The organism is Sediminicoccus rosea (genome assembly GCF_033547095.1).
Lineage (GTDB): Bacteria > Pseudomonadota > Alphaproteobacteria > Acetobacterales > Acetobacteraceae > Roseococcus > Roseococcus rosea.
The window spans coordinates 2,277,727-2,289,971 of record NZ_CP137852.1; the positions used below are offsets into that span (position 1 = coordinate 2,277,727).

General features: G+C 71.4%; 13 protein-coding genes. 11 read left to right on the plus strand and 2 right to left on the minus strand.

The annotated features are described in order from the left end of the window. Positions 1–6 precede the first annotated feature (6 nt). Positions 7–378: a thermonuclease family protein gene (locus R9Z33_RS10990; RefSeq protein ID WP_318651340.1), complete on the minus strand. Its 372-nt coding sequence runs from the start codon at positions 376–378 to the stop codon at positions 7–9. A gap of 340 nt (positions 379–718) precedes the next feature. Between R9Z33_RS10990 and R9Z33_RS10995 the strand changes: the two genes are divergently transcribed. The 5 genes from R9Z33_RS10995 to R9Z33_RS11015 are packed head-to-tail and all read left to right on the plus strand — an operon-like array spanning position 719 to position 3,581. Then, the gene (locus R9Z33_RS10995) at positions 719–1,237 is read left to right on the plus strand and encodes a gamma carbonic anhydrase family protein (protein ID WP_318651341.1); all 519 of its coding nucleotides are present in this window, start codon (positions 719–721) and stop codon (positions 1,235–1,237) included. Between the two features lie 37 nt (positions 1,238–1,274). Further along, positions 1,275–1,847, plus strand: coding sequence for a hypothetical protein (locus R9Z33_RS11000; protein WP_318651342.1), 573 nt, complete (start codon positions 1,275–1,277; stop codon positions 1,845–1,847). A gap of 26 nt (positions 1,848–1,873) precedes the next feature. Next, positions 1,874–2,428 (plus strand): hypothetical protein, encoded by a 555-nt coding sequence (locus tag R9Z33_RS11005; protein ID WP_318651343.1) that lies wholly within the window; start codon positions 1,874–1,876, stop codon positions 2,426–2,428. Continuing rightward, the gene (locus R9Z33_RS11010) at positions 2,425–2,952 is read left to right on the plus strand and encodes a hypothetical protein (RefSeq protein ID WP_318651344.1); all 528 of its coding nucleotides are present in this window, start codon (positions 2,425–2,427) and stop codon (positions 2,950–2,952) included. The genes R9Z33_RS11005 and R9Z33_RS11010 overlap by 4 nt, the downstream gene beginning before the upstream one ends. Then, entirely contained in the window at positions 2,949–3,581 is a 633-nt protein-coding gene (locus R9Z33_RS11015) for a hypothetical protein (RefSeq protein ID WP_318651345.1), read from the plus strand. The genes R9Z33_RS11010 and R9Z33_RS11015 overlap by 4 nt, the downstream gene beginning before the upstream one ends. Before the next feature lie 35 nt (positions 3,582–3,616). Here the strand turns inward: R9Z33_RS11015 and R9Z33_RS11020 are convergent, their stop codons facing one another. Beyond that, positions 3,617–5,443, minus strand: a complete 1,827-nt coding sequence (locus tag R9Z33_RS11020) for a PHA/PHB synthase family protein (protein WP_318651346.1) — start codon at positions 5,441–5,443, stop codon at positions 3,617–3,619. A gap of 206 nt (positions 5,444–5,649) precedes the next feature. Between R9Z33_RS11020 and R9Z33_RS11025 the strand changes: the two genes are divergently transcribed. The 6 genes from R9Z33_RS11025 to recJ all read left to right on the plus strand — a co-directional run bounded on the left by R9Z33_RS11025 (position 5,650) and on the right by recJ (position 12,200). Beyond that, entirely contained in the window at positions 5,650–6,153 is a 504-nt protein-coding gene (locus R9Z33_RS11025) for a hypothetical protein (RefSeq protein WP_318651347.1), read from the plus strand. A 132-nt stretch (positions 6,154–6,285) separates the two neighbouring features. Beyond that, complete coding sequence (locus tag R9Z33_RS11030) at positions 6,286–7,500, plus strand: LL-diaminopimelate aminotransferase (protein WP_318651348.1); 1,215 nt, start codon at positions 6,286–6,288, stop codon at positions 7,498–7,500. Beyond that, positions 7,497–8,789, plus strand: coding sequence for a homoserine dehydrogenase (locus R9Z33_RS11035; RefSeq protein WP_318651349.1), 1,293 nt, complete (start codon positions 7,497–7,499; stop codon positions 8,787–8,789). The genes R9Z33_RS11030 and R9Z33_RS11035 overlap by 4 nt, the downstream gene beginning before the upstream one ends. Next, the gene (locus R9Z33_RS11040; RefSeq protein ID WP_318651350.1) at positions 8,790–9,443 is read left to right on the plus strand and encodes an SIMPL domain-containing protein; all 654 of its coding nucleotides are present in this window, start codon (positions 8,790–8,792) and stop codon (positions 9,441–9,443) included. Positions 9,444–9,456: 13 nt separating this feature from the next. Next, positions 9,457–10,443 carry a class II fructose-bisphosphatase gene (gene glpX, locus R9Z33_RS11045; protein ID WP_318651351.1) on the plus strand — a complete coding sequence of 329 codons (987 nt, stop codon included), beginning with the start codon at positions 9,457–9,459 and terminating at the stop codon, positions 10,441–10,443. Further along, positions 10,443–12,200: a single-stranded-DNA-specific exonuclease RecJ gene (recJ, locus tag R9Z33_RS11050; RefSeq protein ID WP_318651352.1), complete on the plus strand. Its 1,758-nt coding sequence runs from the start codon at positions 10,443–10,445 to the stop codon at positions 12,198–12,200. Before glpX ends, recJ begins: the two co-directional genes overlap by 1 nt. Positions 12,201–12,245 lie beyond the last annotated feature (45 nt).

Below are 12,245 nucleotides of genomic sequence, written 5' to 3' on the forward strand. Positions count from 1 at the left end.
CGGCCCTCAGCACCACCCCTCGCGCGGGCCGCGGCCTTGATAGGGGCGGGCCAGCCCCTCGCGGACCAGCACCGCGCCCAGATCCTCGCCCTTCGGGTCGCGCACCACGGCGAGGGCGCGGCCATAGCGGTCCTGCCCGGTGGTGTGCAGCCGCACGCCCTCCGCCATCAGGCTGCCCAGGCGCTCGGTCGCGGCCGCCGCGAGCCGGCGCTCCGCCTCGCAGCGGGCGCGCCGCTCGGGCGCGTCGATCCCGGCGAGGCGGACGCGCTCCTCGCCGCAGCGGATCGTGTCGCCATCCAGGGCGTGGCACATCAGCAGGGGGGCGGGCTGCCAGTTCAGCCAGGCGGCGACCAGCGTGGCGAGGGTGACGAAGATCATGGCCGCGCGGCGGGGGAGGGGGCGGGCAAGGCGGGGCTTTCTCGTTGATTTCATGGTGCTTCCTAGTCTATGTTCTTGTTATGTTCAAGATGCCCCTGACCTGCCCGCAGCCCCGCTCCGCACCTCGCCTCCAGCACGCGCATGCCGGGCGCGTTTCGCGGGCGGATGGATCGGGCGCCGTGCCACGGCCGGCCTGGGGCGGCGCCATGCGGGCAGGCGGGGCATTTGTCCGAAAGCCCGGTGGACCTCGCTTCCCGCGGGGGCCAAGATCGGCCGAGGCAGAATGGGGGGAAAGCCCGATGACGACCATGACGGGACGCAACAGCCAGGGGGCCGCGTGATGGGTCCGCTCTACACCTTCGAGGGCAAGACGCCCGTGGTCCATCCGCGCGCCTGGGTGGCGCCGACGGCGGCGGTGATCGGTGATGTCGAAATCGGCGAGGAAGCCAGCATCTGGTACCATTGCGTGCTGCGCGGGGACACCAACATCATCCGCATCGGGCCACGGACCAACATCCAGGACGGCACCATCGTGCATGTGAATGCGGGGCGGCAATCCACCATCATCGGCGCCGACGTGACGGTGGGCCACGCGGCCATCATCCACGCCTGCCGGCTGGAGGACCGCGCCTTCGTCGGCATGGGGGCCACCGTGCTGGACGACGCGGTGATCGAGGCGGGCGGCGTGCTGGCCGCGGGTTCGGTGCTGCCGCCGGGCAAGCGCATCGGCGTGCTGGAGCTCTGGATGGGCAATCCGGCCAAGCTGGTGCGCGTGCTGACGGAGGAGGCGCGGGCCGGCTTCGACCGCACGGCGCCGCATTATGTGGAACTGGCCGGGCGCCATCGTTCCATTTCGTAACTTGGGCGACGCGGGAAGGAGGGTCTAAGCTGAACCAATGCTGAACAAGGTCCTTCTTCCGGTGCTGGTCCTGGCGGGCTGCGCCACCTCCGAGCTGCCGCCCTCCGTGCGCCTGCCGGCGGATGCGATTCCGTTGGCGGCGGACCCGATGCGTTCGGCCATCCTCTCCAGCGCCCATGCGCTGGGGGCGGAGAGCGCACCCTCGGCCAAGCTGCGCGCGGCCGCGCTGGTCGAGTTCATGGCGGCCGATTATCGCTGGGGCGTGCGCTGGACGGAATACACGCCGACGACGGGCCTTGCCCTCGATGCGGCGCGCGACGAGATCCGCCGCAGCTTCGGCGTGGCGCCCGGCGCCTCGCCCCAGGCGGTGGCCGACGGCCTCTTCGGCGCCTCGCGCGCGCTGGAGCGGGGCAATGAGATCTTCCTGCCCCCCGGCCTCTTCATCGAGCCCGCGCAATCCCTTGCGCGGCTCACCGCGCCACCCGATCTCCCGGTGGCGCGTGACGCGACGGCGCTGGCCGAACGTGAGCTGTACCGCATCGAGAGCGAGCGCCAGAGTGGCGGTGGCCCGGGCGGCAGCGGCGGCGGTGGCGGCGGCGCCCACCCATGACGTCTGATCTGTTGAGGAAAACCATCATGTCCCGTTCCTTCCTGCTGATGCTCCCGCTGCTCGCCGCCTGCGCCCAGGGCCCGCTGCCCGAGACCGCGCGCCTGCCGCGCGACGCCGTGGTGGGGGCCGGCGATCCGATGCGGACCGCCGTGATCAGCGCCAATGCGGTCTTCGCCGAGCGCAGCCCGGCCGCCGGCCACCCGGCCGACGCGGCGCGCGCCATCGCGCAGATGGAGTTCCTGGCGGTGGACCTGCCGCAGAACATGAGCCTGACCACCGCCTCGGCCACGCTGGTGCCCGATCTCGACATCGCGCGGCGCGAATGGCGCGGCGCGCTGGACATCGCGCCCGACGCACCGGCCCAGCCGGTGATCAACGCGCTCTACGCCGCGGGCCGTGCGCTCGATGCCGGCAATGCCGAGGCGGCGGCGGCGGCCCTGCCGCAGAACCTGTTCCGCAAGGGCGGCAGCGCCACGGTCGCGCAGCTCGCGGCCATGCCGCGCCTGCCCCGGACGGCCGCCGCCGTCGCCACCGCGCAGCAGGCGCTGCAGCCGCAACCCGGCACGACTCGCGCCCTGTGAGGCGCGCGGGCGCCCTTCTGGCACTCGCGCTGCTGGCCGGCTGCGCCGATGTGGCGCTGCCGGATCCGGTGCGGCTGCCGCGCGATTCGGTGGAGGGCGCGGGCGATCCGACCCGCGCCGCCGTCGCGCGCTCGGCCTACGTCTTCGCCGATCCGGCAAGGCTGCAGGGCCAGCCGGCGGCGATGGCGCGCGCCATCGCCGACATGGAATTCCTGGCGGCCGCGCTGCCTTTCGACCCCCGCTATCAGCAGCGCGACCCGCTGTTGCCCTGGCAATTGGCGCAGGGCCGGGCGGAGTGGCGCGCGGCACTGGGCATCCCGCCCAGCCAGCCGGCCCAGCCGGTGATCGAGGGTCTCTACGCCATGTCGCGCACGCCCGGGCTGGCCCCGCCGCCGCCCCTGCCGCCCGAGGCCGCTGCGCGCCTGGCCGACATGCCGCCGCTGCCCGAGACGGCGCGCGCCGCCGTCGCCGCGCAGCGCGCGGAATGGGAGGCCCAATTCCCGATGCGGCGGTGGCCGTGGTGAAGCGCCGCCTCTTCCTGCTCGCGCCGCTGCTCGGCGCCTGCACCGAACTCACCACGCCGCGCCCGCCCGAGCCGCCGCTCGACCTCGCGGGCCGCGTCACGGCCAACCCGACCATGGCGATCCTCGACGCCGCGGCCGCCGATTTCGCGGAGGGCGGGGCGCGGCTGCTCAACCGCCCGGCGGCGACGGCGCTGGCGGTCGCGCGCCTCGAATGGATCGGCGGCGAGTTCCGCCTGGGCCGGCGCCTCGCGCGCCTGCCGGACTCCTACATGTTCGCGACCCGCCGCGCGGTGGCCGAGGGACGGGAGGCGCTGGGCATCCTGCCCGATGCCACGCCCGAAGCCGCGGTCTCCGCGCTGGTCATCGCCTCGCGCGCGCTGACGCGCGGCGATGCGGGGGCGATCGAGGTGGCCCTGGCTTCGTCCATCTTCGTGCTGCCCGGGGCGCGTCCGGTGATCAGCCGCCTCACCGAGCCCGGCGCCTTCCCCGACGCCATGCTCGCCATCACCGCCCTGCGGGACGAGGTGGCGCGCCAGGTGGCGGAATTGCAGGTGGACCATCGCATGATGGTCGAGGGGCAGATCTTCGGGAACAGCACCACGGGCCTCGGCCCGGGCACCGGCTACTGAGGGGGTTTCCCCTCAGCGGTTATGGGCGGTCCGACCTAGTCGTTCACCATCACGCGCACATAGCTGCCCGGCGCGTTCTCGATCGGCGTGAGCTTGCCGTCACCCGGCTGGCGTGCCTTCACCTCGGTGCGGTCCAGCGCCGTGACCCAGCGGTGCCAGTCCGGCCACCAGCTGCCCGAGAGCTCGGTGGCGCCGGCCAGCCACTCATCGGGGCTGTCGGGCAGGTTCTCGTTCACCCAATGGCTGTACTTGCCGGAATCCGGCGGGTTCACGACGCCCGCGATATGGCCCGAGGCGGCAAGGACGAAGCGCACCGGCCCCTTGTAGAGCTGCGTGCCGCGATAGGTGCTCTTCCACGGCGCGATGTGGTCCTCGCGCGTCGAGATCATGTAGGTCGGCACCTTGATCTTCCGCAGGTCGATCTTGGCACCCAGCAGCTCGATGCAGTCCGGGTCGCTCGCCGGCTTGCAGAGGTCGTTCTGCTGGTACATCCGGCGCAGGTAGAAGCTGTGCATGCGGGCCGGCATGCGCGTGCTGTCATCGTTCCAGTAGAGCAGGTCGAACGGGAAGGGGTCCTGCCCCATGAGGTAGTTGTTCACGACGAAGGACCAGATGAGGTCGTTCGCGCGCAGCATGTTGAAGGTCGTCGCCATCTCGCGGCCGTCGAGGAAGCCGCGCTTGCCCATCTTCTCCTCGAGGGCCTTGAGCTGCTCCTCGTCGATGAAGACACCGAGTTCGCCCGCTTCCTCGAAGTCGGTCATGGTCACGAAATAGGTGGCGGACTTGATGCGGGTGTCGCGCTTGGTCGCCATGTAGGCGAGGGTGGTGGCGAGCAGCGTGCCGCCCAGGCAATAGCCGATGGCGTTCACCTCGCGCACGCCCGTGGCCTGCTCGATGGCGTCGAGTGCCGCCAGCACGCCCTCCTTCATGTAGTCGTCGAAGCCCTTCTCGGCGAGCGCCTCGTCGGGGTTCACCCAGCTCGCCACGAAGACGGTGTGGCCCTGGTCCACCGCCCAGCGGATGAAGCTGTTCTTGGGGCGCAGGTCCAGGATGTAGAACTTGTTGATCCAGGGCGGGAAGATCACGAGCGGGCGCTTCAGCACCTTCTCGGTCGTCGGGTTGTACTGGATCAGCTGCATCAGCGGCGTCTGGAACACCACCTTGCCCGGCGTGACGGCGATGTTCTCGCCCACCTTGAACTTGCTGTCATCCGTCATGCGGATGCGCAGCTTGCCCTTGCCGCGCTCGAGGTCGAACAGCAGGTTGGATAGGCCCTTGAGCAGGTTGGCGCCGCCCGTCTCGGCCGTCTTGCGCAGCACCTCGGGGTTGGTCATCACGAAATTCGCAGGGCTCATCGCATCCACGAATTGCCGCGTGTAGAAATCCACCTTCTGCGAGGTCTTGGGGTCGAGCCCATCCGCGCTGTTCACCGCCGAGGTGAAATAGCGGGCCGAGAGCAGATAGGATTGGCGGATGAAGTCGAACACCTCGTTCTCGCGCCAGGCGTCGTCCTTGAAGCGGCGGTCGCCCTTGCTCTCCTCGATGACGGGGCCGACATTCTCGCCCATCATCCGCCGCGCCGTGTTGGACCAGAGGGTCAGGTAGTCCTGCCAGAACCCCATCTGCGCCTGGACGAGGCGCGCGGGGTTGGTCATCAGCTTCGCCGTCATCTCCATGAAGGCGCTGCCGATGTTCAGCGGATCGGGGTTGCCCGTCTCATCCGCCTGGCGCTTCAGGAAATCCTGGACGATGCGCTGCCCGCGCTCGGCCACCTCGGCCATGGTGCGGGAAACCAGGGCGGGGTCGGGCAGGTTGTATTCCGGTGTCTTGCCGGCGGGGCCGTCGGTCATCTTCTTGCTCATTCCTGCCTCCCATCCCGGTTCGCTCCGCCCGGATGGCAGGATACGATGGGAAGGGCACCTTGCCTCACTTCGCGGCCAGGGGCGGAGGCGCTATGGATCACCTGCGACCAAAGGGATGCCGCGTGACGCCACAGCCTGCCTCCTCGAACCGGCCTCAACGCCAGGGTAAAGGCCGCCCCGTCGCGGGGCAAGCACGGCCGTGCCTGTTGCTGCCCCTTCTCTTGCTGACCGCCTGCGAGGTGCCGGGCCAGATCAACCCGCGGCTGCTGGCGCGCGACATCTCGGGCGCCGCGGCCGAGGCGCGGCTGCCGCCGCCGGGGCTGGACCGGCCCTATCCGAACCTCGCCAGCGTGCCCCCCATCCCGGACCGGCCCGACCCAGCGGCGCGGCTCGCCATCACCACGGAACTCCAGGAGCGGCGGGACGAGTTGAGCCAGCCGCTGCCCGACCGCCGGCGCGACACGCCGCTGACCGAGGGCGCGGCCGGCGGCCAGCCGCCCATCGCGGCCCGCCCGCCGCCGCCCGCGGCGCTGTCCCGCGCGCCGGTCATCCCCTGGACGGTGAGCGGCGTGCCCGTGGCTCCCCCCCGGGGCACCACCACCGCGGCGCCACCCCTGCCGGAGCCGGAGCCCGAGGCGCCGACGCCCGGCGAGGTGCCGGCGCTGCCCTCGGCCGACCTGCTGGGGGCCCCGCCGCCGCCGCCGCGCTAGGCGCCCGAATCGCCGCCGGTTTTGCGGCGCCGCGCCCCATGATCTAAAGACCGGGGATGATCCATGCCGCCGGGCACACCACCGCCCCGGCCCCACAGTGACGCGCGTTTCCTCGATTCCGGGAGGGCCATCATGGCCGAAGAGTTCCACCGCATCCGCCGCCTGCCGCCCTATGTCTTCGCCGAGGTGAATTCGGCCAAGGCCAAGGCCCGCGCGAATGCCGAGGACATCGTGGATCTCGGCATGGGCAACCCGGACAGCCCGACGCCGCCGCACATCGTCGCCAAGATGATCGAGGCGGTGCAGGACCCCCGCACCCATCGCTACTCGATGTCCAAGGGCATTCCCGGCCTGCGCAAGGCGCTCGCCGGCTACTATGCCAACCGCTTCGGCGTGAAGCTCGACCCCGAGACGGAGGTGGTGGCCACGCTGGGCTCGAAGGAGGGCCTCGCCAACCTGGCGCAGGCCATCTCGAGCCCGGGCGACACCATCCTGGTGCCCAACCCCTCCTACCCGATCCATCAGTTCGGCTTCATCATCGCCGGCGCCTCGGCGCGCTTCATTCCCTACACGCCGGATGACGCGATGCTGGAGGCGATCGTGCGCGCGGTGAAGCACTCCGTGCCCAAGCCCACGGCGCTGATCGTGAACTTCCCGTCCAACCCGACGGCGCTGCTGGCGAGCCGCGAGTTCTACAAGGAGCTCGTGAAGATCGCGCGCCAGCACGAGCTCTTCATCCTGAGCGACCTCGCCTATGCCGAGCTCTACTTCAACCCGGCCAATCCGCCGCCCTCCGTGCTGGAGATCCCGGGGGCGATGGACTGCACCGTCGAATTCACCAGCCTCTCCAAGACCTACAACATGCCGGGCTGGCGCATGGGCTTCGCGGCCGGCAATCCGCGCCTGATCGGCGCGCTGGCGCGAGTGAAGTCCTATCTCGACTACGGCGCCTTCACGCCCATCCAGGTCGCCGCCGCCGCCGCGCTGAACGGCCCGCAGGATTGCGTGGCCGAGATGCGCGAGCTCTATCGCGACCGCCGTGACGTGCTGGTGAAGGGCCTGCAGCAGGCCGGCTGGGACGTGCCGCCGCCCGAGGGCTCGATGTTCCTCTGGGCGCCCATCCCCGAGAAGTTCCGCCATCTGGGCTCCGTCGGCTTCTCCAAGCTGCTGCTGGAGAAGGCCAAGGTCGCGGTCGCGCCGGGCATCGGCTTCGGCGAGCATGGCGACGGGCATGTGCGCATCGCCCTCGTCGAGAACAACCATCGCATCCGCCAGGCGCTGCGCGGCATCCGCAGCTTCCTGCAGGGCGACAACGCCGCGCCGGTCGAGGAAGTCCACTCCGCATGAGCAAGCCTTTGAAACTGGGTGTGGCCGGCCTCGGCACGGTCGGCGCCGGTGTGCTGAACCTGCTGCGGCAGAACGGGGATGTGATCGCGGCCCGCGCGGGCCGGCCGATCGAGGTGGTGGCCGTCTCGGCGCGCGACCGCACGCGCGACCGCGGCGTGGATGTGACGGGCCTCGCCTGGCATGAGGATGCGGTGGCGCTCGCCGCCGATCCGAATGTCGAGGTGGTGGTGGAGCTGATCGGCGGCTCGGAAGGCCCCGCGCGCAGGCTGGTGGAGGCGGCGCTTGCCGCGGGCAAGCCGGTGGTGACCGCGAACAAGGCGCTGCTCGCGACGCATGGCGCGGCGCTGGCGCAGCTCTCCGAGGCGAAGGCCACGCCGCTCGCCTATGAGGCGGCGGTGGCGGGCGGCATCCCGGCCATCAAGGCGCTGCGCGAGGGGCTGGCGGGCAATCGCATCAGCCGCGTCGCCGGCATCCTGAACGGCACCTGCAACTACATCCTGACGGAAATGCGCGTGAAGGGCCTGCCCTTCGACGTGGTGCTGAAGACCGCGCAGGAGCTGGGCTATGCCGAGGCCGACCCGGCCTTCGACATTGACGGCGTGGATGCGGCGCACAAGCTCGCGATCCTCGCCGCACTCGCCTTCGGCCATCAGGTGGATCTCAAGGCGCTGCATATCGAGGGCATCCGCAACGTCTCGGCGCTCGACATCGCGCTGGCCGGTGAGCTCGGCTATCGCATCAAGCTGCTGGGCATCGCCTCTCAGGATGAGGCGGGTGTGACCGCCCGCGTGCATCCCTGCATGGTGCCGGAAGCCAGCCCCATCGCCAGCGTGGATGGCGTGTTCAACGCCGTGCTGGCCGAGGGCGATGCGGTGGGTCGCGTGGTGCTGCAAGGCCGCGGTGCGGGGGCCGGGCCCACGGCCAGCGCGGTGGTGGCCGACCTTGTGGACATCGCGCGCGGCCGCACCGCGCCGGTCTGGGGTGCGGCTTCTGCCACGCTCGCGACGGCGCCCGGCCTGCCGATGGAGCGGCATCGCGGCGCCTACTACCTGCGCCTGATGGTGCTCGACCAGCCCGGCGTCATCGCCGATGTGACCGGTGCGCTGCGCGACGCGAAGATCAGCCTGGAATCCATGCTCCAGCGCGGCCGCGCTCCGGGCGAGGCGGTGCCCGTCGTGCTCGTCACCCATGAATGCGAGGAGGCGCAGATGCAATCGGCCCTTGCCCGCATCGCGGCCCTTCCGAGCGTGGTGGAGCCGCCCGCCATGATCCGCATCGAGGAGCTCTAGATGATCCGTCGCCTCCTGCTCCTCACAGCCCTGCTGGCGCCCTTGCCCGCCTTCGCGCAATCGGAGACGCGGTTGCGCCTCTCGGAATCCGGCAGCGTGACGGTGCAACCCGATGAGGTGACGGCATCGCTGCGCATCGAGGTGCGGGCAGCCACGGCGGCCGAGGCGCAGGAGCAGGTGAACCGCGCCATGGCGGCCGCACTCGCCACCGCGCGGGGGGCAGCCGGCGTGCGCGCCACCACCGGCCACTACGCGGCGCGGGCGGATCGCGACAAGCAGGAATTCATCGCGCAGCAATCGCTCAGCCTGCGTGGGCCGGAGGCGGTGATCGGCCTGGTGGGCCGCTTCCAGGCCGATGGCCTGCTGCTCGACCATGTGCAGTGGCAACTGAGCGAGGCCGCACAGCGCCAGGGCCGCGACGACGCGACGCGCGCGGCCATCCGTGCCGTGCAGGAGCGCGGTGCGGCCATCGCGCGCGACCTTGGACTGCGCGTCACCGCGCTGCGTGACCTCTATGTGGAATCCGCGCCCGAGGCTCGACCGATGATGGCCGCGCGCGCCATGGCCGCCGCCGCACCCACGCCGCCCAGCGTGACGGCGGAAGAGATCACCGTCACCGCCCGCGTCACCGCGGACCTTCTGCTTCGTCGCTAAAGGAAAAAAGTTGATGTCCGAGACCAAGACCGTCGCCGATCGCAACCTCGCTCTGGAACTGGTCCGCGTGACCGAGGCGGCGGCGCTGGCCGCCAGCCTCTGGGTCGGCAAGGGCGACAAGAACGCCGCAGATGGCGCCGCGGTGGAAGCCATGCGCCGCGCCTTCGACAGCGTGGCCATTGATGGCACCGTCGTGATCGGCGAGGGCGAGATGGATGAGGCGCCGATGCTCTTCATCGGCGAGAAGGTGGGCCTCTACGCCAAGACCGGCGGCGGCGTGCTGGCCGACATCGCGGTGGACCCGCTGGAGGGCACGACGCTCACCGCCAAGGGCGGCCCCAACGCCATGGCCGTGGTGGCACTCGCCAATCGCGGCGGCTTCCTGCACGCGCCCGATGTCTACATGGACAAGATCGCGATCGGCCCGGGTTACCCCGAGGGCATCGTGGACCTGGACCGCACGCCGGGCGAGAACCTGGAGGCCCTGGCCAAGGCCAAGGGCGTGCCGGTGGGCGAACTCACCGTCTGCACGCTGGATCGCGACCGCCACAAGGACATCATCAAGGCCTGCCGCGCCGCCGGCGCGCGCCTCATGCTGATCCCGGATGGCGATGTCTTCGGCGTCGTCGCCTGTGCCCAGCCGGAGACGGGCGTGGACATGTATCTGGGCTGGGGCGGCGCGCCCGAGGGCGTGCTGGCGGCGGCGGCACTCCGCTGCATCGGCGGCCAGATGCAGGGCCGTCTGATCTTCGAGGATGAGGGCCAGGTGGTCCGCGCCCGCGAGATGGGCATCGAGGACCCGCACCGGAAATACTCGATGACGGAGATGGCCTCCGGCGAGGTGATGTTCGCGGCGACGGGCGTCACCAGCGGCCCCATGCTGCGCGGCGTCCGGCTCTATCCCGGCGGTGCGGTCACGCATTCCATCGTGATGCGCAGCAAGTCCGGCACCGTCCGCTACGTGGAAGGCCGGCACAACTTCAAGCTGAAGCCCATCTGATGCAGACGGCGCTCGGCGTCGAGCGCAGCCTCACCGGGCGCCGCTGGGTCTGGCGGCACAGCGAGCCGCGGCTGGCGGCCGCGCTCTCGCAGCAGCTGGGCCTGCCCGAGATCACGGGCAGGCTGCTCGCCGCGCGCGGGCTGGATGCGGAATCCGCAGGGATCTTCCTGGCCCCCACGCTGCGCGCGCTGCTGCCCGACCCCTCCGTGCTGCTCGAGATGGACCAGGCCGCGCAGCGCCTGGCGGACGCCGTGCAGCGCGGCGAGACCGTCGCCGTCTTCGCCGATTACGACGTGGATGGCGCCTGCTCGGGCGCGGTGATGACGCAGGCGCTGCGGCAACTGGGCTGCACCGTCATCCCCTATGTGCCGGACCGCCTGGCCGAGGGCTACGGTCCGAACGGGCCCGCCATCGCGGGGCTTGTCGCCCAGGGGGCCACGCTCATCATCTGCGTGGATTGCGGCATCGCGGCGCATGAGGCGCTGGCGGGGGCAGGGGCCGAGATTGTCGTGCTCGACCACCACAAGGCCGAGGGGCCGCCGCCGCGCGTGGTGGCGGCGGTGAACCCGAACCGGCTCGACTGCCCTTCCGGCCTGCGGCAGCTCTGCGCGGCTGGGGTGGCCTTCCTCGCGGCGGTCGCCATGCAGCGGGAATTGCGGCGGCGCGGCTTCTTTGCGAACCGTCCTGAGCCCGACCTGCGCGAGATGCTGGACATGGTGGCACTGGCCACGGTCTGCGACGTGGTGCCGCTGCTCGGCGTGAACCGCGCCTTTGTGCAGCACGGCCTGCGGATCCTCGCCCGGCGCGAGCGCGCGGGCCTCGCCGCGCTGATGGAGCTGAACGCGGTGCGCGAGGCGCCCTCGGCCCATACGCTCGGCTTCGTGCTGGGGCCGCGCATCAATGCGGGCGGGCGAATCTCGGTCCCCGATCTCGGCCTGCGCCTGCTGCTGGAGAGCGACCCGATCGAGGCGCGCGGCATGGCCGAGCGGCTGGATGCGGTCAATCGGAAACGCCAGGAGGTGGAGGCCGGGGTGCTGCATGCCGCCATGCTGCAGGCCGAGGCGCAGCAGACCGAGGGCCATGCGGTGCTGCTGCTGCAGGATGAGGGCTGGCACCCGGGCGTGGTCGGCATCGTCGCCGGGCGCGTGCGGGAGCGCTTCAACCGGCCCGCCTGCGTGGCGGGGATCGAGGCGGGGAAGGCCAAGGGCTCAGGCCGTTCCGTGCCGGGGCTGGACCTGGGGGCCGCCATCATCGCGGCCCGGCAATCGGGCATGCTGATCGCGGGGGGCGGGCACGCCATGGCGGCGGGCTTCACCATCGAGGCGCATCGCCTGCCCGAACTGCACGCCCATCTGGATGAGCGCCTGGCCGCCGCGCGCGACCTGCCCGGCGCGGCCGAGCAGGTGCTGGAAGGCGCGCTGAACGTGCGCGGCGCCACCGCCGAGCTCGCCGAGAGCATCGGCCGCCTGGCCCCCTTCGGCGCCGGCAATGACGAACCCGCCTTCGGCATCGCCCGCGCCCGTGTGGTGAAGGCCGGGCGCGTGGGGAAGGAGGGGGCGACGATCCGCGCCTTCCTGGAGGGCGAGGATGGCGGCCGCCTCAAGGCCATCTGCTTCCGCGCCAAGGAAGGCCCGCTGGCCGAGGCGCTTCTGGCGCAGGGCGGCGCGCCGCTCACGCTCGCCGGGCATCTGCGCGCCGAGACCTGGAACGAGCAGACCAGCGCCAGCTTCTTCGTGACGGACGCCGCGCGGGCCTGACCCGTCACGGAAGTTTCACGCCGCGCCGGCCATGTTTCGACTATT

Bases quoted from the DNA above. Each gene is read 5' to 3' on its own strand.
- R9Z33_RS11000 (WP_318651342.1), top strand. From the start codon at position 1,275: ATGCTGAACAAGGTCCTTCTTCCGGTGCTGGTCCTGGCGGGCTGCGCC.
- recJ (WP_318651352.1), top strand. From the start codon at position 10,443: ATGCAGACGGCGCTCGGCGTCGAGCGCAGCCTCACCGGGCGCCGCTGG.
- R9Z33_RS11005 (WP_318651343.1), top strand. From the start codon at position 1,874: ATGTCCCGTTCCTTCCTGCTGATGCTCCCGCTGCTCGCCGCCTGCGCC.
- R9Z33_RS10990 (WP_318651340.1), bottom strand. From the start codon at position 378: ATGATCTTCGTCACCCTCGCCACGCTGGTCGCCGCCTGGCTGAACTGG.
- R9Z33_RS10995 (WP_318651341.1), top strand. From the start codon at position 719: ATGGGTCCGCTCTACACCTTCGAGGGCAAGACGCCCGTGGTCCATCCG.
- glpX (WP_318651351.1), top strand. From the start codon at position 9,457: ATGTCCGAGACCAAGACCGTCGCCGATCGCAACCTCGCTCTGGAACTG.
- R9Z33_RS11020 (WP_318651346.1), bottom strand. From the start codon at position 5,443: ATGAGCAAGAAGATGACCGACGGCCCCGCCGGCAAGACACCGGAATAC.
- R9Z33_RS11035 (WP_318651349.1), top strand. From the start codon at position 7,497: ATGAGCAAGCCTTTGAAACTGGGTGTGGCCGGCCTCGGCACGGTCGGC.
- R9Z33_RS11030 (WP_318651348.1), top strand. From the start codon at position 6,286: ATGGCCGAAGAGTTCCACCGCATCCGCCGCCTGCCGCCCTATGTCTTC.
- R9Z33_RS11040 (WP_318651350.1), top strand. From the start codon at position 8,790: ATGATCCGTCGCCTCCTGCTCCTCACAGCCCTGCTGGCGCCCTTGCCC.